The 20,154-nt window shown below is 70.5% G+C and carries 16 protein-coding genes and 1 pseudogene; 13 read left to right on the forward strand and 4 right to left on the reverse strand.

All coding sequences use genetic code 11. From position 1 onward, the window contains the following. Nucleotides 1–29 precede the first annotated feature (29 nt). Entirely contained in the window at nt 30–1,448 is a 1,419-nt protein-coding gene (locus ACIP6N_RS22830) for a sugar porter family MFS transporter (protein ID WP_401818145.1), read from the forward strand. Between the two features lie 48 nt (nt 1,449–1,496). On the opposite strand, the pseudogene ACIP6N_RS22835 reads toward ACIP6N_RS22830, so the two are convergent. Beyond that, a pseudogene (locus tag ACIP6N_RS22835) lies at nt 1,497–2,888 on the reverse strand (purine-cytosine permease family protein); the annotation flags it as partial. 742 nt (nt 2,889–3,630) lie between these two features. Between ACIP6N_RS22835 and ftsY the strand changes: the two are divergent. Then, the gene (gene ftsY, locus ACIP6N_RS22840) at nt 3,631–4,854 is read left to right on the forward strand and encodes a signal recognition particle-docking protein FtsY (protein WP_401818148.1); all 1,224 of its coding nucleotides are present in this window, start codon (nt 3,631–3,633) and stop codon (nt 4,852–4,854) included. A gap of 138 nt (nt 4,855–4,992) precedes the next feature. Here ftsY and ACIP6N_RS22845 read toward each other — a convergent pair whose 3' ends face one another. Further along, complete coding sequence (locus ACIP6N_RS22845) at nt 4,993–5,598, reverse strand: DNA primase (RefSeq protein ID WP_401818150.1); 606 nt, start codon at nt 5,596–5,598, stop codon at nt 4,993–4,995. A 426-nt stretch (nt 5,599–6,024) separates the two neighbouring features. On the opposite strand from ACIP6N_RS22845, the gene ACIP6N_RS22850 reads away from it, so the two are divergent. The 5 genes from ACIP6N_RS22850 to ffh all read left to right on the forward strand — a co-directional run bounded on the left by ACIP6N_RS22850 (nt 6,025) and on the right by ffh (nt 13,561). After that, complete coding sequence (locus tag ACIP6N_RS22850) at nt 6,025–7,500, forward strand: hypothetical protein (protein WP_401818152.1); 1,476 nt, start codon at nt 6,025–6,027, stop codon at nt 7,498–7,500. A gap of 286 nt (nt 7,501–7,786) precedes the next feature. Beyond that, nucleotides 7,787–9,070, forward strand: coding sequence for an ammonium transporter (locus ACIP6N_RS22855; RefSeq protein WP_401818370.1), 1,284 nt, complete (start codon nt 7,787–7,789; stop codon nt 9,068–9,070). Beyond that, nucleotides 9,067–9,405 (forward strand): P-II family nitrogen regulator, encoded by a 339-nt coding sequence (locus tag ACIP6N_RS22860; RefSeq protein ID WP_037689863.1) that lies wholly within the window; start codon nt 9,067–9,069, stop codon nt 9,403–9,405. The genes ACIP6N_RS22855 and ACIP6N_RS22860 overlap by 4 nt, the downstream gene beginning before the upstream one ends. 17 nt (nt 9,406–9,422) lie before the next feature. Continuing rightward, the gene (locus ACIP6N_RS22865; protein ID WP_401818155.1) at nt 9,423–11,891 is read left to right on the forward strand and encodes a [protein-PII] uridylyltransferase; all 2,469 of its coding nucleotides are present in this window, start codon (nt 9,423–9,425) and stop codon (nt 11,889–11,891) included. Nucleotides 11,892–12,007: 116 nt separating this feature from the next. Continuing rightward, complete coding sequence (gene ffh, locus ACIP6N_RS22870; protein WP_401818157.1) at nt 12,008–13,561, forward strand: signal recognition particle protein; 1,554 nt, start codon at nt 12,008–12,010, stop codon at nt 13,559–13,561. A gap of 79 nt (nt 13,562–13,640) precedes the next feature. On the opposite strand, the gene ACIP6N_RS22875 is transcribed toward ffh, so the two are convergent. Both ACIP6N_RS22875 and ACIP6N_RS22880 read right to left on the reverse strand, forming a co-directional pair. Next, entirely contained in the window at nt 13,641–14,015 is a 375-nt protein-coding gene (locus tag ACIP6N_RS22875) for a transcriptional antiterminator (protein ID WP_401818158.1), read from the reverse strand. A gap of 319 nt (nt 14,016–14,334) precedes the next feature. Continuing rightward, complete coding sequence (locus ACIP6N_RS22880; RefSeq protein WP_401818160.1) at nt 14,335–15,213, reverse strand: methyltransferase domain-containing protein; 879 nt, start codon at nt 15,211–15,213, stop codon at nt 14,335–14,337. 223 nt (nt 15,214–15,436) lie between these two features. Between ACIP6N_RS22880 and proS the strand changes: the two genes are divergently transcribed. The 6 genes from proS to trmD all read left to right on the forward strand — a co-directional run bounded on the left by proS (nt 15,437) and on the right by trmD (nt 20,132). Next, nucleotides 15,437–16,852 (forward strand): proline--tRNA ligase, encoded by a 1,416-nt coding sequence (proS, locus tag ACIP6N_RS22885; RefSeq protein WP_401818162.1) that lies wholly within the window; start codon nt 15,437–15,439, stop codon nt 16,850–16,852. A gap of 265 nt (nt 16,853–17,117) precedes the next feature. After that, nucleotides 17,118–17,711, forward strand: coding sequence for a hypothetical protein (locus tag ACIP6N_RS22890; protein ID WP_401818164.1), 594 nt, complete (start codon nt 17,118–17,120; stop codon nt 17,709–17,711). A 232-nt stretch (nt 17,712–17,943) separates the two neighbouring features. After that, nucleotides 17,944–18,390, forward strand: coding sequence for a 30S ribosomal protein S16 (gene rpsP / locus ACIP6N_RS22895; RefSeq protein ID WP_401818166.1), 447 nt, complete (start codon nt 17,944–17,946; stop codon nt 18,388–18,390). A 2-nt stretch (nt 18,391–18,392) separates the two neighbouring features. Then, the gene (locus ACIP6N_RS22900; protein WP_401818169.1) at nt 18,393–18,632 is read left to right on the forward strand and encodes an RNA-binding protein; all 240 of its coding nucleotides are present in this window, start codon (nt 18,393–18,395) and stop codon (nt 18,630–18,632) included. A gap of 97 nt (nt 18,633–18,729) precedes the next feature. Beyond that, nucleotides 18,730–19,311, forward strand: coding sequence for a ribosome maturation factor RimM (gene rimM, locus ACIP6N_RS22905; protein ID WP_401818170.1), 582 nt, complete (start codon nt 18,730–18,732; stop codon nt 19,309–19,311). Further along, on the forward strand, nt 19,311–20,132 hold the full coding sequence (gene trmD / locus ACIP6N_RS22910) for a tRNA (guanosine(37)-N1)-methyltransferase TrmD (RefSeq protein WP_401818173.1): 822 nt from the start codon (nt 19,311–19,313) through the stop codon (nt 20,130–20,132). The genes rimM and trmD overlap by 1 nt, the downstream gene beginning before the upstream one ends. The last annotated feature ends 22 nt before the right edge of the window (nt 20,133–20,154 follow it).

Genomic DNA, 20,154 nt, shown 5'->3' on the forward strand with positions numbered 1-20,154 from the left:
GATGTCGCCCGGGGCTCCAGGGAGTTCATGTGACCAGCACAGCGCAGGTGCCGCCGGCCGAGGGCCGCGCGCCCCGTCCGGACCACCTCCGTCATGTCGTGTACATCACGGCGGCCGCCGCGATGGGCGGTTTCCTCTTCGGCTACGACAGCTCCGTGATCAACGGCGCCGTTCAGGCGATCCGGAGCCGCTACCACATCGGGTCCCTCCCGCTGGCCCAGGTCGTGGCCGTCGCGCTGCTCGGCTCGGCGATCGGGGCGGCGGTCGCGGGCCGGATCGCCGACCGGATCGGCCGGCTGTACTGCATGCGGATCTCTTCCTTCCTCTTCACCATCAGCGCGGTCGGCTCCGCGCTGCCCTTCGACATCTACGACCTGGCGATCTGGCGCGTGATCGGCGGTTTCGCGATCGGTATGGCGTCGGTGATCGGCCCCGCCTATATCGCCGAGGTGTCTCCGGCCGCCTATCGCGGCCGGTTCGGTTCCTTTCAGCAGGGCGCGATCGTGCTCGGTATCGCGATCTCCCAGCTGGTGAACTACGGCATTCTCCAGCTGGCCGACGGGAACCAGCGCGGCAATCTCGCCGGCCTCGAAGCCTGGCAGTGGATGCTCGGTGTGATGGTTCTCCCGGCGGTGAGCTACGGCGTGCTCTCCTTCACGATTCCCGAGTCGCCGCGCTATTTGATCTCCGTGGGCAAGGAGGCCGATGCCAAGAAAGTGCTCGCCCGTGTCGAGAACAAAGACGTCGACCTGGAGGAACGGGTCCGCGAAATCGAACTGGCGATGCGGCGCGAACACAAGTCGTCCTTCAGGGACCTGCTGAACGGACGGAACTTCCTGCCCATCGTGTGGGTCGGTATCGGCCTCTCGGCCTTTCAGCAGCTGGTCGGCATCAACGTCGTCTTCTACTACTCGGCGACGCTCTGGCAGTCCGTCGGTATCAATCCGTCAAGTTCCTTCCTCTACTCGTTCACCACCTCCATCGTGAACATCGTCGGCACCGTGATCGCGATCGTGCTGGTGGACCGGGTGGGCCGTAAGCCGCTCGCGATCACCGGCTCCTGCGGAATGACCGTCGCCCTCGCCCTCGAGGCATGGGCGTTCTCCGCGAAGCTCGTGCACGGAAAGCTGCCGACCACCGAGGGAACCACCGCCCTCATCGCGGCCCATGTCTTCGTGCTGTTCTTCGCGCTGTCCTGGGGAGTCATCGTCTGGGTCCTCCTCGGCGAGATGTTCCCCAACCGGATCCGCGCCGCCGCGCTGGGTATCGCCGCCTCCGCGCAGTGGATCGCCAACTACGCCATCACCGCGAGCTTCCCGAGTCTCTCCGCTGACTGGAGCCTCTCGGGGACGTACATCATCTACGCCTGCTTCGCCGCGCTCTCCCTCCCTTTCGTGCTGCTGTTCGTCAGGGAGACCAAGGGCAAGACGCTGGAGCAGATGGGCTGACGACGAACGGCCCCCGCGCGCTCCGGCCGCCGTCCGCCGTCCGGAGTCCGCGCGGGGGTGCGGCAGCGCCGCGTACAGCACGGCCCCGACCACGATGGTCACCGCCCAGGCGAGTCCGTTCCTGCCGAGCCAGGTCCTGGCGAGCGGTCCCGCGAACCACTCGACGCGGGTGAAGAGCAGCCCCGCCACCAGCGCGGCGGCCCACGACACCGTCGCCGGAACCGCGAAGCCGCGCCGGTACCAGTAACCGCTGGTGCGGCCGGTGTCCATCAGCGCCGTCGCGTCGTACGCACGCCTCCGCAGCATGTCGACGCCGAACACCCCGATCCACGCGGAGAACGTCACCCCGAGCAGGGTGAGGAACGAGACGAACGAGCTGATGAAACTCGTCGCCACCACCATCAGCAGGAAGCCCAGGACGAGGCTGATCACCGCGTTCACACTCACCGCCCAGACCCGGGGGAGCCTGATCCCCAGGGTCTGCGCGGTGAAGCCCGCCGAGTACATCGACATCGCGTTGATCAGCACCATCCCGACCAGGGTGGTCAGCAGATACGGCACCGAGAGCCAGACGGGCAGCAGATCGCCGATGAACGCGATCGGGTCCTTCGCCCGTGCCAGGTCCGGCGTGCCGACCGCCATCACCGCGCCCATCAGTACCAACGGCACTATCACGACCCCCGCGCCGCCGACCGCCGAGAGGACCAGTGCCCGGCCCGGGGAGCGGATGGGGAGATAGCGCGTGAAGTCAGGTCCTGTGGGCGCCCAGCTGATACCGCCGGCCGCGAGCGTGCCGATGCCCGCGATCATGGCGGCCGTCGGACCGGCCGGCCGGTCGAAGACCGCCGCCCACCGGGTGTGCATGATCAGGTAGATCAGCACGAGCACGCTGAAGCCGCCGAAGAGGTACATCGACCACCTGCTGCACACCCGCAGCGCCCTGATGCCGAGCCCCGACACCAGGAAGGTGCAGGCGACGAAGAGGAGCAGGGTGACGCCGATCAGCGGATCGGTGCTCCGGACACCGAACGCCAGATTGAGCACGGTCAGCAGGGCGTAGGCGCCGGTCACCGCGTTGATGGTCTCCCATCCCCAGCGGGCCACCCAGATGAGTGAACCCGGCAGCAGATTCCCCCGCTGTCCGAAGACCGCCCTGGAGAGCGCCATGCCGGGTGCGCCGCCGCGCGGGCCTGCCAGGGACACCAGCCCGACGATGCCGAAGGCGACGACGGGCGCCACGGTCGCGACCACCAGCACCTGCCAGAAGTTCAGCCCCTCGAAGACGATCAGGCCGGCGCCGATGGTGAGGAGCAGCACGGTGATGTTGGCCGCGATCCAGGTGGGAAAGAGTTCCCGGACATGGCCGGTACGCCCGCTCGCCGGGACGGGTTCCAGGCCACGTGTCTCCACCGCGCCTTCGGAAGCGGAGACGTCAGGCATGAGGGGCTCCGTACAGAGGTGGGGGCTCCTGGGGAGGGGCCGCTGGGGTAACCCAGAGACGCGAGCATCGTACGTTCGGTATGCAAAAGGTACAAATGGCGCCCATGCGTGGTGGGTGGTCCGCCGGGGCCGGGGTCGGGCGTGACCCGTCACCCCTCGGAGGACGCGCGTCGCACACACTCGTGGGGGGTGCGTGTCTCGCCGGACGGCCTCGGTCACGAATCGGCCCCCGTATCCGGGGCTGATTCGTTGTCCCACATCCACGCGGTCGCGAGGTCCGGCGCCGTTCCGACCGGAACGTACAAGTAGCCATCCCCTTCCTCCGGGACGCGGGGCTCGCCGGGCCTGAGATGGCGCGCGCCGCCCCCCAGCGGCCGGTGGCGCCGCCTCTGATCCATCGGAGCGGGACGGCGGCGGTCGAACGCGGCGAGCGGATCACCGGAATCGATGTGCGGGACCACGCGACTCGGCTGGTCCGGCGGGCCCGGTCGGGAGTGCTTGCCCATGAGCCCGGTGTCTCAGGGCGCCACGGCGCTCGGCCGGGACGTGCTGACCTCCAGAGCCCGGGTACGCACCTCGTTCACCGCGGCTGTGGCGTGCGGGCGGGCGGTCATTTCCTGCACCGGGCTCTGGGTCCGACCGTCGCCCCTCGGACGCGGAGAACTCCGGCGCATCGCGCCTCCGGAGCAAAGATCACATTCCGCCCGGCCTGAACGCCGTGATTCCCTGCGAAGATCGAGGGATGGAAATTGTCATCCTTGTCGTAGTCATCGCCCTGGTAGCGGTCGGCGCGATCAGCGGGCTCGTGGTCGGCAGCCGCAAGAAGAAGCAGCTGCCGCCCTCGTCACCGTCGAGCACGCCGACCATCACAGCTCCGCCCGCAGAGCCGCATGTCGGCGACGAGGCGGAGACGCCGCGGGACGAACCCCGCCGCACCATCGAAGAGGTCGGCCTCCCGGACGCCGACGAGGCGACCGGATCGCCGGTCGCCGTCGAGGACCCCGTCGTGGGCGAGGCGCCCGCGCGGGAGATCGAGGTACCCGAGCCGACCGAGGGCCGGCTGATCCGGCTGCGCGCACGGCTCGCGCGCTCGCAGAACTCCCTCGGCAAGGGGCTGCTCACGCTGCTCTCGCGGGAACACCTCGACGACGACACATGGGAGGAGATCGAGGACACCCTGCTCACGGCGGACGTGGGCGTCATGCCGACGCAGGAGCTGGTCGAGCGGCTGCGCGAGCGGGTACGCGTGCTCGGCACGCGTACGCCGGACGAGCTGCGCGCCCTGCTGCGCGAGGAGCTGATCACGCTCCTGGGCACGGACTTCGACCGCGAGGTGAAGACCGAGGGCGGCCTGGAGACCCCGGGCGTCGTGATGGTGGTCGGCGTGAACGGGACCGGCAAGACCACGACGACGGGCAAGCTGGCGCGGGTGCTCGTCGCGGACGGCAAGTCGGTCGTGCTCGGCGCGGCGGACACGTTCCGCGCGGCGGCGGCCGACCAGTTGCAGACCTGGGGCGAGCGGGTCGGCGCGCGTACGGTACGCGGACCCGAGGGGGGCGACCCGGCCTCGATCGCCTTCGATGCCGTCAAGGAAGGCATCGCGGAAAGCGCGGACGTCGTCCTCATCGACACCGCGGGACGGCTGCACACCAAGACCGGGCTCATGGACGAGCTGGGCAAGGTCAAGCGCGTCGTGGAGAAGCACGGCCCGCTGGACGAGGTGCTGCTGGTCCTGGACGCGACGACCGGGCAGAACGGGCTGGTGCAGGCGCGGGTGTTCGCGGAGGTCGTGGAGATCACCGGCATCGTGCTGACCAAGCTGGACGGTACGGCGAAGGGCGGCATCGTGATCGCGGTGCAGCGTGAGCTGGGAGTGCCGGTGAAGCTGATCGGTCTTGGCGAGGGGCCGGACGATCTGGCGCCGTTCGAGCCCGGGGCGTTCGTGGACGCGCTGATCGGCGACTGAGATGTACGGAGGTGCGGGCGGGTGCGGGCCGCGCACCCGCCCGCACGCGTGTCGGGGGACCATGAACCGCGGCGGGGTCTCGCCCGGTTCCGTTGCGCCCGCCCGCGTGTCCGGGGCCGGGAAGCGGCCGCCGGCGCGCTATCCCGCCTGTGAGCGGTGTGTGATGTAGGCGAGTGTGCCCAGCAGCAGCCTGGCCTGGGGCGGTTGCGCGGTGTCCAGGGTGGGAGGACGCAGCCAGCGGGCAGGCCCGGAGGGTGGCGCCGGCACCCGTGCCCCCGGTCCCAGGCAGCGCAGATCCAGGTCCGCGTCGTCCCAGCCCATCCGGTACAGCAGCTCGGGGAGTTGGGCGCAGGCGCCGGGCGCGACGAAGAAGAGCGCGCGGCCCTCGGGGGTGGCCAGGACGGGCCCGAGCGGCAGCCCCATCCGCTCCAGTCGTACCAGCGCGCGGCTGCCAGCCGTTTCCGTCACGTCCAGGATGTCGAAGGTGCGGCCGACGGGGAGCAGGACCGCCGCGCCGTCGGACCACGCTTTCGTGACGTCGTCCAGGGTGGCGCCCGCCGGGATGTCGGGGCCGAGCGGGTGCGCGCCCGGTGCGGGGCAGGATTTCGCGCCGCAGGAGCAGTGTCCGCCCGCGATCCTGGCGCCGGGGGCGACGTCCCATCCCCAGAGCCCTGTGTACTCCGCCACCGCGGTGCACTCGGCCGTTCGGCCGCGACGCCGCGTGCCGCCGATCGTGAAGCCCATGCCCCCTCCAACGGGTCGAACTCGCCGGTGGTTACGTGTCGCAGTGTGCCCGTTACTCTCCGTCGACCGAGGGGCGCTTACGGCGGCGCGCGGAAGCGTTGGGGGCGTTTCGGCCCGCATCGCGCGCCCCGGCGTACAGCGCTCCGCCCATGCCTGATCCGACGTGTCAAGTCAATCGCGCCTCGCCGTAGGTGCGTTCATTCGAAGGGGTGGCGAATGGTGGCGTTTGTGGGCTCCCCCTCGCCGAAGGGGTGATCGTAGGATTACTTTCAGTGCACAACCCCTCTGGGGCGGCGCGCTCGTGGGTATGCCGGAGGCATCTCGGTTTCCTGTTCGAGGGGTGGCAATCACCGGACAGAGAGCGACATTGCGCGGCATTCTGATAGCGGATCGCGCGACAGGGGCTTGATCGAATGGGGGCGTTCAGTGGGCGGCAGCGGCGCAGACGGCACGAATTCCGGCAGGCGTCCGAACGGGCGGCTGGACTCGTGGTTCGTGCGCAGCGGCTGGTCGAAGGGCGAGCTGGCGCGCCAGGTCAACCGCAGGGCGCGGCAGATGGGCGCGCACCACATCAGCACCGACACCTCGCGGGTACGGCGCTGGCTCGACGGCGAACAGCCACGTGAACCCATCCCGCGCATCCTCTCCGAGCTGTTCTCCGAGCGCTTCGGTGTCGGCGTCGCCGTCGAGGAGCTGGGTCTGCGCTCGGCCCACCAGTCCCCTTCGGAGTCCGGCATCGACCTGCCGTGGGCCGGGCCGCAGACCGTCGCGCTGCTCAGCGAGTTCTCCCGCAGCGATCTGATGCTGGCGCGGCGCGGCTTCCTCGGGACCTCGCTCGGTCTCGCCGCGGGCCCCGCCCTGGTGGAGCCCCTTCAGCGCTGGCTGGTGCCGGCCCCGGCCGGTGAACCGCCACGGCCGCCCGAGACCGCCGTGACGGACCGGTCCTCCGCGCTCTCCGGACCCGAGCTGGACCTGCTGGAGGCGACCACCGTGATGTTCCGCCACTGGGACGCGCAGTGCGGGGGCGGACTGCGCCGCAAAGCGGTCGTCGGACAGCTCCACGAGGTGACCGACCTGCTCCAGGAGACGCAACCGGAGCCCACCGCACGGCGGTTGTTCACCTGCGCTGCCGAACTGGCCGAGCTGGCCGGCTGGATGAGCTACGACGTCGGCCTCCAGCCCAACGCCCAGAAGTACTTCGTCCTCGCCCTGCATGCGGCCAAGGAAGCGGGTGACAAACCGCTCGGCTCGTACATCCTGTCGTCCATGAGCCGCCAGATGATCCATCTGGGCAGGCCCGACGACGCGCTGGAACTCATCCACCTCGCGCAGTACGGCAGCAGGGACTGCGCGACTTCCCGCACCCAGGCCATGCTGTATGCGATGGAGGCGCGCGCGTACGCCAACATGGGCCAGCCGGGGAAGTGCAAGCGCGCCGTGCGGATGGCCGAGGACACCTTCTCCGACGCCGGCCACGACGGCGAGGCGGAGCCCGACTGGATCCGTTTCTTCTCCGAGGCCGAACTGAACGGGGAGAACGCCCACTCCTACCGCGACCTCGCCTACGTCGCCGGTCGCAGCCCCACGTACGCCTCCCTCGCGGAACCGCTCATGGAGCGCGCCGTCGAGCTGTTCGAGAAGGACACGGAACATCAGCGGTCGTACGCGCTGAACCTGGTCGGCATGGCCACCGTCCACCTCCTCAAGCGGGAGCCGGAACACGCCACGGAGCTGGCCCGGCAGGCGCTCGACGTGGCGGGCAAGGTCCGTTCCGAGCGCGTCAACACCCGGCTGCGCAAGACCGTCGACACCGCCGCCAGGGATTTCGGGGACGTCGCCCGGGTCACCGACCTCACCGACCTGCTCACCGACCGGCTTCCGGAATCCGCGGAAGCCGTCTGACACTCCGGCCGCGGTCCCCACCCCGTACCGCCCGATGCGGCTCCCCCGCGCCAGGTTCACCGGGTGGGTGCCGCGGCCGGTTTCCGACCCTCGCGGACGGGGCGGCGCGGCTCCGCACCGCCCCCGCCGGTTCATCGGCCCGTAACACGCGGCGCGCCTTCGTCACTGGTGTGAAACATGCAGCGGCACTGACGGAAACGGCGTTGCGCGAATCTCCTCAGCACAGTCGGCCCATAACTTCGTGAGCATCCGCACGGGCCGTTCCGACCACGAGGAGACGCTGGCCTTGAATGGCGCAGATACCGCATTCGTACTGATCAGTGCCGCGCTCGTCATGCTGATGACGCCCGGCCTGGCATTCTTCTACGGCGGCATGGTGCGGGTGAAGAGCGCCCTCAACATGCTCATGATGTCCATGATCGCGCTCGCCGTCGTCAGCGTCCTGTGGGTGCTCTACGGGTACTCGCTGACCTTCGGTGACGACCTGGGCGCGGGGCTGCTCGGCAACTTCGACCACGTCGGCTTCCAGGGCATCTCGGCCGACACGCTCACCGGCGGCAAGACCGGCATCCCGGTCTTCGTCTTCGCGCTCTTCCAGATGATGTTCGCCGTCCTCACCCCCGCGCTGATGAGCGGTGCGCTCGCCGACCGCGTGAAGTTCAGTGCCTGGACGCTGTTCATCGCGCTCTGGGTCACCGTCGTGTACTTCCCGGTCGCCCACTGGGTCTGGTCGGAGGACGGCTGGCTGCACACCCTCGGCGTGATCGACTTCGCCGGCGGTACGGCGGTCCACATCAACGCGGGCATCGGCGGCCTCGCCGCGGTCCTGGTGGTCGGCAAGCGCATCGGATTCAAGAAGGACCCGATGCGCCCGCACAGCCTGCCCCTCGTCGTCCTCGGCGCCGGACTGCTGTGGTTCGGCTGGTTCGGCTTCAACGCGGGCTCCGAGCTGGCCGCCGACGGAACCGCCGGCCTGATGGCCTTCAACACGCAGATCGCCACCGCCGCCGCGATGATCGGCTGGCTCGCCTACGAGCGCATCCGGCACGGCGCGTTCACCACGCTGGGCGCCGCCTCGGGCGCGGTCGCCGGTCTGGTCGCCATCACGCCCTCCGGTGCCAACGTCAACCCGTTCGGCGCGCTGCTCATCGGTGTCCTCGCCGGTGCCGTCTGCTCCTGGGCCGTCAGCCTCAAGTACAAGCTGGGCTACGACGACTCCCTCGACGTGGTCGGCGTCCACCTCGTCGGCGGTGTGATCGGCACCCTGCTCGTCGGAGTCCTCGCGATCGACGGCGCCGGCGGCATCTCGCAGCTCGGCAAGCAGGCCGTCGGAGCGTTCTCCGTGATGGCGTACTCGTTCGTGGTCTCCTGGATCCTCGCCAAGATCGTCCAGGCGACGATCGGGTTCCGGTCCTCCGAGGACGACGAGACCAGCGGTGTCGACATGGCGTACCACGCGGAGTCCGCATACGACTTCAGCGCGCTGGGCGGCTCCCCTTCGAGCCGCGGTAGCGTGCTCGCCCCCGGCCAGGACGCCTCCCCGGCGACGATCAAGAAGGTGGACGCATGAAGCTCATCACCGCAGTCGTGAAGCCCCACAGGCTCGACGAGATCAAGGAGGCTCTCCAGGCCTTCGGCATACAGGGGCTCACGGTCACGGAGGCCAGCGGATACGGCCGGCAGCGCGGCCACACCGAGGTCTACCGGGGTGCGGAGTACACCGTCGACCTCGTACCGAAGATCCGCATCGAGGTGCTGGTCGAGGACGAGGACGCGGAACAGCTCATCGACGTAGTGGTCAAGGCCGCCAGGACCGGCAAGATCGGTGACGGCAAGGTATGGAGCGTGCCGGTCGAGACGGCGGTCCGGGTACGGACCGGCGAACGCGGCCCGGACGCACTCTGAGAGACGGGAACACCTGGGTGACGAGCCTCGAAGAGACGACCGACCAGACAGACTCGGGACCCAGCGGTTACGCGGCGGCCCGGCTGTGCCTCCTCCAGGAGAAGGCACAGCCCGGGCCGCCGCGCCGTTCCGCCCTGGCCCGGCTGACCGACAACTGGCTGAACGCACTGTTCACCACCGCGGCCCGGGAAGCCGGCGTACGCGGCGCGGCGCTCGTCGCCGTCGGCGGCTACGGACGCGGTGAACTGTCCCCGCGCAGCGACCTCGACCTGCTGCTCCTGCACGACGGCAAGGCGGGACCCGCCGCCGTCGCCGCCCTCGCCGACCGCGTCTGGTACCCCGTCTGGGACCTCGGAGTGGCACTCGACCACTCCGTCCGCACCCCCGCCGAGGTGCGCAAGGCAGCCGGCGAGGACCTCAAGGTGCAGCTCGGCCTCCTCGACGCCCGCCACATCGCGGGCGACCTCGGGCTGCTGACGGGGCTGCGCACCACGGTCCTCGCGGACTGGCGCAACTCCGCGGCCAAGCGCCTGCCCGAACTGCACGAACTGTGCAGGGACCGGGCCGAGCGCCAGGGCGAGCTGCAGTTCCTCCTCGAACCGGACCTCAAGGAAGCCAGGGGCGGGCTGCGCGACGCCACCGTGCTGCGCGCCGTCGCCGCCTCCTGGCTCGCCGACGCGCCCCGCGAAGGCCTCGCCGAGGCCCGCCGCAGTCTCCTCGACACCCGTGACGCCCTGCACCTGACGACCGGACGCGCCACCGACCGGCTCTCCCTCCAGGAGCAGGACCCCGTCGCCGAGGAACTCGGCCTGCTGGACGCCGACGTACTCCTGCGCCAGGTGTACGAAGCGGCCCGCACGGTCTCCTACGCGTCCGACGTCACCTGGCGCGAGGTGAACCGGGTGCTGCGCGCCCGGGCGGGACGGCCCAGGCTGCGCACCATGCTCGGCGGCGGCAGGCCCGCCCCGGAACGCAACCCGCTCGCCGAAGGCGTGGTCGAACAGGACGGCGAAGTCGTCCTCGCCCGCTCGGCCCGCGCGGAACGCGACCCCGTCCTGCCCCTGCGCGCCGCGGCCGCCGCCGCGCAGGCCGGCCTGCCGATCTCCCTGCACGCCGTCCGGCGCCTCGCCGCCGCCGCGAAACCCCTGCCCGTGCCCTGGCCGGCGGAGGCCCGCGACGAACTCGTCACCCTGCTCGGCGCGGGCGAGTCGACCGTCCCCGTCTGGGAGGCCCTGGAGGCCGAAGGCCTGATCAGCCGGCTCCTGCCCGACTGGGAACGGGTCCGCTGCCGCCCTCAGCGCAACCCCGTCCACACCTGGACCGTCGACCGCCACCTGGTCGAGACCGCGGTCCAGGCCTCCTCGCTCACCCGCCGGGTGAGCCGCCCCGACCTGCTGCTCGTCAGCGCGCTGCTGCACGACATCGGCAAGGGCTGGCCCGGCGACCACTCGGTGGCCGGTGAGGTCATCGCCCGCGACGTCGCCGCCCGGATGGGCTTCGGCCACGACGACATGAACGTCATCGCGACCGTCGTACGCCACCACCTGCTGCTCGTCGACACCGCGACCCGGCGCGACCTCGACGACCCGGCCACCGTCGACGCCGTGGCCTCCCGGATCGGTTCGCCCGCCACCCTGGAACTCCTGCACGCCCTCACCGAGGCCGACGCCCTCGCCACCGGGCCCGCCGCCTGGTCGTCCTGGCGCGCCTCGCTCGTGGACGAGCTGGTCAGCCGCGTCGCCGCCGTCCTCACGGGCGACGCCGTCCCGGAACCCGACACCACCGCGCCCAGCGCCGAGCAGGAACGGCTGGCCGTCGAGGCGCTTCGTACCGGCGGACCCGTCCTGGCGCTGCACACCCAGAACGAGCCCTCGCAGGAGGACGGGGCGGCCGGCACGGAGGGTCTCGAACCCGTCGGCGTCGAACTGCTCATCGCCGTGCCCGACCAGCCGGGTGTGCTGCCCGCGGCCGCCGGTGTGCTGGCCCTGCACCGGCTCACCGTCCGGGCGGCCGACCTGCGCGCCGTCGAACTCCCCACCGGTCTCGGAGAGCCCGCCGAAGTCCTGCTGCTGAGCTGGCGGGTGGCGGCCGCGTACGGTTCGCTGCCGCACGCCGACCGCCTGCGTGCCGATCTCGTACGCGCCCTGGACGGCTCGCTCAACATCAGCTCCAGGCTCGCGGAACGCGAGGCCGCGTACCCGCGCCGCCGGGGTGTGAAGGCCCCGCCGCCCCGGGTGACCGTCGCCCCCACCGCCTCCCGGCAGGCGACCGTGATCGAGGTGCGCGCCCAGGACGCACCCGGTCTGCTGCACCGGATCGGGCACGCGCTGGAATCGGCCGGGGTACGGGTGCGCAGCGCGCACGTCTCGACGCTGGGAGCGAACGCCGTCGACACCGTCTACGTCACCCGTGAGGACGGCTCCCGGCTGCCCGAGGCGGACGCGGCCGGCCTCGCCGGGGAACTGGAGGAACTGCTGCGGGGGTGACCCCGGCGTACGCGGAGCGGTATTCGTCCCCGGGCAGGGGGCTCGCGCTTGCCCGGGCCGGATATCCTTGAGGACGACCTGTCCGCCCGCCCCCGACCTGAGGATCCGCGACCACCGTGTTCGATACTCTCTCCGACCGCCTCGCAGCCACCTTCAAGAGCCTCCGGGGCAAAGGGCGCCTCAGCCCGGAGGACATCGACGCCACGGCCCGCGAGATCCGTATCGCCCTGCTGGAAGCCGACGTTGCCCTGCCCGTCGTCCGGGCCTTCATCGCGAAGGTCAAGGAGCGCGCGAACGGCGCCGAGGTCTCGCGTGCGCTGAACCCCAGCCAGCAGGTCGTCAAGATCGTCAACGAGGAACTGGTCACCATCCTCGGCGGCGAGACCCGCCGGCTGCGCTTCGCCAAGCAGGCGCCGACCGTCATCATGCTCGCGGGTCTCCAGGGCGCCGGCAAGACCACCCTCGCGGGAAAGCTCGGCCTCTGGCTCAAGAGCCAGGGCCACTCCCCGCTGCTCGTCGCGTGTGACCTCCAGCGTCCCAACGCCGTGACCCAGCTCTCCGTCGTCGCGGAGCGCGCGGGCGTCGCGGTCTACGCGCCGGAGCCGGGCAACGGTGTCGGTGACCCGGTCAAGGTCGCCAAGGACTCCATCGAGCACGCCCGCGCCAAGCAGTACGACGTGGTCGTGGTCGACACCGCGGGCCGCCTCGGCATCGACCAGGAACTGATGCGGCAGGCCTCGGACATCCGGGACGCCGTCCAGCCCGACGAGACGCTGTTCGTCGTCGACGCGATGATCGGCCAGGACGCGGTCAACACCGCGGAGGCCTTCCGCGACGGCGTGGGCTTCGACGGCGTGGTCCTCTCCAAGCTGGACGGCGACGCCCGCGGTGGCGCCGCGCTCTCCATCGCGCACGTCACCGGCAAGCAGATCATGTTCGCCTCCAACGGCGAGAAGCTGGACGAGTTCGACGCGTTCCACCCGGACCGCATGGCGTCCCGCATCCTCGACATGGGTGACCTGCTCAGCCTGATCGAGAAGGCCGAGCAGACGTTCAGCCAGGACGAGGCCGAGAAGATGGCCTCCAAGCTGGCGAGCAGCAAGGGCAAGGACTTCACGCTCGACGACTTCCTGGCCCAGATGGAGCAGGTCAGGAAGATGGGCTCCCTCTCCAAGCTGCTCGGGATGCTGCCCGGCATGGGCCAGATGAAGGACCAGATCGCCAACCTGGACGAGCGTGACGTCGACCGCACCGCCGCGATCATCAAGTCGATGACCCCCGGCGAGCGCCAGGAACCGACGATCATCAACGGCTCACGCCGGGCCCGTATCGCCCGTGGCTCCGGCGTCGAGGTCAGTGCGGTGAAGAACCTGGTGGAGCGGTTCTTCGAGGCCCGCAAGATGATGTCGAGGATGGCGCAGGGCGGCGGCATGCCCGGGATGCCGGGCATGCCGGGCATGGGCGGCGGCCCCGGCCGCCAGAAGAAGCAGCAGAAGAAGGCCAAGGGCAAGCAGCGCTCGGGCAACCCGATGAAGCGCAAGGCCGAGGAGCAGGCGGCACTGGCGCGCCGCGAGGAATCGGCGCAGTCGGGCAACGCGTTCGGCCTGCCGGCCGGGGAGCAGGACAAGAACTTCGAACTGCCCGACGAGTTCAAGAAGTTCATGGGCTGACGGGCTCGCCGTCCGGAGTGACGGACGGCGCTTGGCTCCCCCTCCTCTCCGTCCGGCGCGATGGGGGCCCGTGGGTTGATCAGGCGGGGGAGTGCTGGGCGAGCACGGCGAGATGCAGGGAGAGGAAGCCGATCTCGGAGGCGGGCAGCGGGGCGCCCAACTCCCTTCCCGCCCGCACCGACAGGGCGCGCGCCCGGGCCACCGCCTCGGGGTTTTCGGCGAGTTGGGCCGCGACCTGCGCGTCGGTCCGGAACTGCTCGACCGGTTCGCCGTCGAGGAGACGGGTGAGCGCCATCATCAGATGACTGGTGAGCATGCCCGCCGTGTTCTCGGTGACGGTCTGGCCCTCGGCGGTCAGGATGTTCAGCTCGTCGGCCACGAACGCGGCGACTTCGGGCCTGACGCGGCCGCCCTCGCGGAAGAGCCGGATCCGGAGGGCGAGCTGATCGTCCATGAGGTTCCTTGCTTTCCTTCCGCACCGAGGAGAACGCGTCGGTACGAGGGGCCGGGGGAGGATCGCGCCGGGACGACCGCGCGCCGAGGTCTCCATGGCGGCGGCCTTCTCCCGCAGTCGGGGCAACGGCCTGAACGGTGCCGTTGTCCACGTTCCGCACGCTGGGCGGACAGGTGTCCGGCTCAGGGCTCGCGGCTCCGCATGAGCACCGCGGGCTGCCGGGCCGCGAGGGACACCGGCGAAGGGTTCGTTCGTGCACGGCGTTCCCGCCGGCCGCCCCGCGCCGGCACGCGTCAGGGCGCTGCGCGCTCATGTCCGCTCAGGGCGTCCTGGCGATGAGGTACCGGAAGACGTTCGGCATCCAGACCGTGCCGTCGCGGCGCAGGTGCGGATGCAGCGCCTCACCGATCTCCTTCTCCACCTGCCGCCGGTCCGTCGCCCGTACCGCCCCGTCGAACACCCCGGTCGACAGCAGCCCGCGGACCGCGCTCTCCCGGTCCGCGTAACCGAAGGGGCAGGCGACCCGCCCCGAACCGTCCGGCTTCAGACCGGCCCGCGCGGCGACATCCTCCAGCTCGTCACGGTGCGCCGGGCGCCAGCCGCCCTTGCGCAGCCGGTCGGTCAGCCGGCCCGCCACCCGCAGGACGGCGGCCGTGGCGCAGCGCTCCGGCGGCCCCCAGGACGCCAGCACCACCGGTGTGCCCCGCTTCGCCAGCGGGATGGCCGCGTCCAGTTCGGGACCGAGCCCCTTGCCGTCGCCCTCCGCGCCGCCGATCGGCTGGAACGCGGTGATCACGTCGTACGCCGGTTCTCCCGGCTCCGCCGCCTCCGCCAGGTGGTCCGTCGCCAGCAGGGTGCCGGTGGGGCTCGGACGCACTGGAGTGCGGTCGCGCGCGCCGTCTGTGTGCAGCCGCTCGCGGGCCAGCGCGAGCCGTTCGCCGTCGGAGTCCACGCCGGTGACCCGCGCGCCCCGGGAGGCGGCGAGCAGCAGGGCCAGCCCCGAGCCGCAGCCGAGACCGAGCAGCCTGGTCCCGGCGTTCACCTCAAGGCGCTCGTACACCGCTTCGTAGAGCGGCACCAGCATCCGTTCCTGAATCTCGGCCCAGTCGCGCGCCCGGCCCTCCGTGTCCGTGCCAGCCGCCGGGTCCGGGGCCGCGTTCACCCCGTACTGGTGGTGCTGGACGAGCGTATGTGTCATGGATAGCGCCCCAATCCGCCGAGAGGTCCTTACCGCCCTGAATGGCAACCCCCGTGTGCATGCGCTCCCGCATCCCCCGTATGCCAGGGAACTCCGCATCCGTGCCCGCGTCCAGTGGGCGCTTGGCAAAGCGTCCGTGAACCCCGGTTGTGCTCCCCGGAGTACGCCCCGGCGCACACGGCTGATTCCTTTCCCCGTGCGCGACCGCCGTACGATGCCCGCCATGGCCAAAGCACCCGTTCTCACACCGCGGGCGGACGATTTCCCCCGCTGGTACCAGGATCTGATCAACAAAGCCGAGCTGGCCGACAACGGTCCCGTGCGCGGCACGATGGTGATTAGGCCATACGGGTATGGCCTGTGGGAGCGGATGCAGGCGGACCTGGACACCAGGATCAAGGCGACCGGCACCCAGAACGCGTACTTCCCCCTGCTCATCCCCCAGGCGTACCTGTCCAGGGAGGCCGAGCACGTCGAGGGCTTCGCGCCGGAACTCGCCGTCGTCACCCGCGCGGGCGGGAAGGAACTGGAGGAGCCGGTCGTCGTCCGGCCCACCTCGGAGACGATCGTCAACGAGTACTTCTCCAAGTGGGTGCAGAGCTACCGCGACCTGCCGCTGCTCATCAACCAGTGGGCGAACGTGGTCCGCTGGGAACTGCGCCCCCGGCTCTTCCTGCGCACGTCGGAGTTCCTGTGGCAGGAGGGCCACACCGCGCACGCCTCCTACGAGGACGCGCGCGACTTCGCCGCCCGCATCCACCGGGACGTATACGGCGACTTCATGGAGAACGTGCTCGCCATGGACTTCGTGCTCGGGCGCAAAACCCCCAAGGAGCGCTTCGCCGGCGCCCTCAACACCCTGACGCTCGAAGGGATGATGGGTGACGGCAAGGCGCTCCAGCTGGGAACCAGCCACGAACTCGGCCAGAACTTCGCCAAGGCCTTCCACACCCAGTACCTGTCCAGGGACGGCGGGCAGGAGTACGTCTGGCAGACGTCCTGGGGCGCCACCACCCGCATGATCGGCGCCCTGGTGATGATGCACGGCGACGACAACGGCCTGCGCGTTCCGCCGCGCCTCGCCGCCGTTCAGGTCGTCGTCCTGGCGATCAAGGGCGACGACGCCGTCCTGGCCAAGGTCAGGGAGACCGGCGACCGGCTCAGGGCCGCGGGCCTGCGCGTCCAGGTCGACGACCGTACGGACGTGCCCTTCGGCCGCCGCGCCGTCGACTGGGAGCTGAAGGGCGTGCCCGTACGGGTCGAGATCGGCCCCCGCGACCTGGAAAACGGTACGGCGATGCTGGCAAGGCGGATCCCCGGCGGCAAGGAGCCCGTCGCCGTCGACGCCCTCGCCGGGCTGCTGCCCGCCCTCCTGGAAGAGGACCAGGCGCTGCTGCTGAGGCAGTCGCGGGAGCGCCGTGTGGCGCGAACCAGCGAGGTCAGCACGGTCGCGGAGGCCGCGGAGGCGGCCGTCGCCGGCGGCTGGGCGCGCATCCCCTGGGCGACGCTCGGCGCCGGGGGAGAGGCCGCGCTCGCCGAACACGGAGTGACCGTCCGGTGTCTGGTCGCCGAGGACGGGTCGGTGCCGGAAACGGACGACGCCCCGGGTACTGTCGCACTCGTGGCCCGCGCCTACTGAGCGGCTTTTCCCGCGTCGCGCGAGCGCCGTCCACGCGCCTCTCCGTGCGCCCCCTCCCTCGGGGGAGGGGGCCTGTGCGTAGATCATCTACGCCTCGTTGCGTAGCCGTCACTACGTACCACCTTGGGAGGAGCTGCGAGGCTTCTCCGCAGATCGGCGCACCCGCCCTCGTCCGGACGCATCAAGGGCAACTGACGGGTACGTGCAAATTATTTGGGATGCCCCGGAATGGAACCCGGGAGCGCTCCGGCTCGTTATTCACGACGTGAGCACGACACCACCTGTTCTCGCCGCAGAGCTGGCGCAGGCGTGGGCCGATATTCAGAGGTCCCACCCCGAGCTGCCGGATCTTGCCGCGCCAGAGTCCCTGATCGGAGAGTCCTCGTCCGCATGCGGCGCGGAGCTCTCTTTCGAACGACTGCTTCATGAAGCGGTCCATGGCATCGCCGCGGCCAGAGGCGTCCGTGACACCTCGCGCGCGGGCCGCTACCACAACCGCCGATTCCTCGCGATCGCCGAGGAGATGGGCCTCGATCATGCCGAGGAGCCGCATCCGAGCAGCGGTTTCTCGCTGGTCACGCTCAGCCTTGAGGCGAAGCGGCGGTACCGCCCCACGATGGAGCGGCTGCAGCGCGCCCTCAAGGCCCACACGGTCGCGACGGCAGCCGACACCAAACGCAGCTTCCGCGGGCCCGCCGCCCGGCACGGTTCGTCAGGAGGCGGCGTCCGCGTCAAGGCCGTCTGCGACTGCGGCCGTAACGTGCGGGTCGTTCCCTCCGTGCTCGCCCAGGCGCCGATCGTCTGCGGCGGATGCGGCAAGCCGTTCCGTATCCCGGACGTGGTCGCCGCTGCGAGCTGAGAGCGGCGACCACGGCGGCTCCGCGAGCGGAGGGCCGCCCCGTCAAGGCGGCTGACCTCGGCCGGGTCAAGCCGAGCCGCAGCGATGTGGCACAATGGCCAGCTGTACTCGACAGTCGCACAGGACCCCTCTCTCCTCCGGCTGACGCGTCCATCGGGCGGATCGGGTACCGCAACCCCACGCGGCATCCCGCTGTGCTCAACCACGTCAAGATCCAGGAGACACCACTCCAGTGGCAGTCAAGATCAAGCTGAAGCGTCTGGGCAAGATCCGTTCGCCTCACTACCGCATCATCGTCGCCGACTCCCGTACCCGCCGCGACGGCCGGGCCATCGAGGAGATCGGTCTGTACCACCCGGTGCAGAACCCCTCGCGTATCGAGGTCGACTCGGACCGCGCGCGTTACTGGCTGTCTGTCGGCGCCCAGCCGACCGAGCCGGTTCTCGCGATCCTCAAGCTCACCGGTGACTGGCAGGCGCACAAGGGCCTGCCGGCCCCCGCGCCGCTGCTTCAGCCGGAGCCGAAGGCCGACAAGCGCGCCCTCTTCGAGGCCGCCGCCAAGGACGCCGGCGACGAGCCCAAGGGCGAGGCGATCACTCAGAAGGCCAAGAAGTCCGACAAGAAGGCGGACGACGCCGGGACCGAGTCCCCGGCCGCCGCCGAGTCGACCGAGGCCTGATCATGCTCGAGGAGGCTCTCGAGCACCTCGTGAAGGGCATCGTCGACAACCCGGACGAAGTGCAGGTCGCCTCGCGTGACCTGCGCCGTGGGCGCGTTCTCGAGGTCAGGGTTCACCCCGAGGACCTCGGGAAGGTGATCGGTCGCAACGGCCGCACCGCGCGTGCTCTGCGTACCGTCGTGGGCGCCATCGGCGGCCGTGGCATCCGCGTCGATCTGATCGACGTGGACCAGGTCCGCTGACTGAGTTGTACACCGGCACGGGCCGGGGAGGGCGTTCGCCTTCTCCGGCCCGTGTTTGGTTTGTGCTGTGTGTGACCGTAAAGGGGCGTGTAGTCAGTTGCAGTTGGTAGTCGCGCGTATCGGCCGCGCCCATGGGATCAAGGGCGAGGTCACCGTCGAGGTGCGTACGGACGAGCCCGAGCAGCGGCTCGGCCCCGGCGCCGTACTCGCCACCGAACCGGCCTCGGCCGGCCCGCTGACGATCGAGACGGGCAGGGTGCACAGCGGGAAGCTGCTGCTGCGGTTCGCGGGGGTCAGCGACCGTTCCGGAGCGGAGGCGCTGCGCAACACCCTGCTCATCGCCGAGGTCGACCCGGAACAGCTGCCCGAGGACCCGGAGGAGTTCTACGACCATCAGCTGATGGACCTGGACGTGGTCCTCGCCGACGGCACGGAGATCGGCCGGATCACCGAGATCACGCACCTGCCCTCGCAGGACCTGTTCATCGTGGAGCGCCCCGACGGCAGCGAGGTGATGATCCCCTTCGTAGAGGAGATCGTCACCGAGATCGACCTCGAGGAGCAGAAGGCCGTCGTGAACCCGCCGCCGGGACTTCTCGACGACGGCGCCGCCGAGATCGCCGCGCCGGGCGCGCCCGAGGCCTCCGAGACGGGTTCGCCCGGCAAGGACGACGTCTGATGCGCCTCGACGTCGTCACGATCTTCCCCGAGTACCTGGAACCGCTGAACGTCTCGCTGGTCGGCAAGGCGCGTGTGAGCGGGCGGCTCGACGTACACGTGCACGACCTCCGGGAGTGGACGTACGACCGGCACAACACCGTGGACGACACCCCCTACGGCGGCGGCCCCGGCATGGTCATGAAGACCGGCCCCTGGGGCGACGCCCTGGACGAAACCCTCGCGAGCGGATACGAGTCCGGCGCCCACGGCCCTGTCCTCGTCGTGCCCACGCCCAGCGGACGCCCGTTCACCCAGGAACTGGCCGTCGAGCTGTCCGAGCGCCCCTGGCTGATCTTCGCCCCCGCCCGTTACGAGGGCATCGACCGCCGGGTCGTGGACGAGTACGCGACCCGGATGCCGGTCCACGAGGTGTCCATCGGCGACTACGTACTGGCCGGCGGTGAGGCCGCCGTACTGGTGATCACCGAGGCCGTCGCCCGGCTGCTGCCCGGTGTCCTCGGCAACGCGGAGTCGCACCGCGACGACTCGTTCGCTCCCGGCGCGATGGCCGATCTGCTGGAGGGTCCCGTCTACACCAAGCCGCCGGAGTGGCGCGGACGCGGGATTCCCGACGTACTCCTCAGCGGTCACCACGGAAAGATCGCGCGCTGGCGACGGGACGAGGCGTTCCGCCGTACCGCCCTCAACAGGCCTGATCTGATCGAGCGTTGCGACGCGTCGGCCTTCGACAAGAAGGACCGCGAGACGCTGTCCATCCTGGGCTGGTCGCCCGAGCCCGGTGGACGATTTTGGCGCAGGCCCGCGGCCGTGGAAGAATGAGCCGTTGCCGTACGTCCGGTGT

The sequence above is a fragment of the Streptomyces sp. NPDC088725 genome, from assembly GCF_044751305.1.
Lineage (GTDB): Bacteria > Actinomycetota > Actinomycetes > Streptomycetales > Streptomycetaceae > Streptomyces.

Bases quoted from the DNA above. Each gene is read 5' to 3' on its own strand.
- ftsY (WP_401818148.1), top strand. From the start codon at position 3,631: ATGGAAATTGTCATCCTTGTCGTAGTCATCGCCCTGGTAGCGGTCGGC.
- ACIP6N_RS22845 (WP_401818150.1), bottom strand. From the start codon at position 5,598: ATGGGCTTCACGATCGGCGGCACGCGGCGTCGCGGCCGAACGGCCGAG.
- ACIP6N_RS22860 (WP_037689863.1), top strand. From the start codon at position 9,067: ATGAAGCTCATCACCGCAGTCGTGAAGCCCCACAGGCTCGACGAGATC.
- ACIP6N_RS22875 (WP_401818158.1), bottom strand. From the start codon at position 14,015: ATGGACGATCAGCTCGCCCTCCGGATCCGGCTCTTCCGCGAGGGCGGC.
- ACIP6N_RS22880 (WP_401818160.1), bottom strand. From the start codon at position 15,213: ATGACACATACGCTCGTCCAGCACCACCAGTACGGGGTGAACGCGGCC.
- proS (WP_401818162.1), top strand. From the start codon at position 15,437: ATGGCCAAAGCACCCGTTCTCACACCGCGGGCGGACGATTTCCCCCGC.
- ACIP6N_RS22900 (WP_401818169.1), top strand. From the start codon at position 18,393: ATGCTCGAGGAGGCTCTCGAGCACCTCGTGAAGGGCATCGTCGACAAC.
- trmD (WP_401818173.1), top strand. From the start codon at position 19,311: ATGCGCCTCGACGTCGTCACGATCTTCCCCGAGTACCTGGAACCGCTG.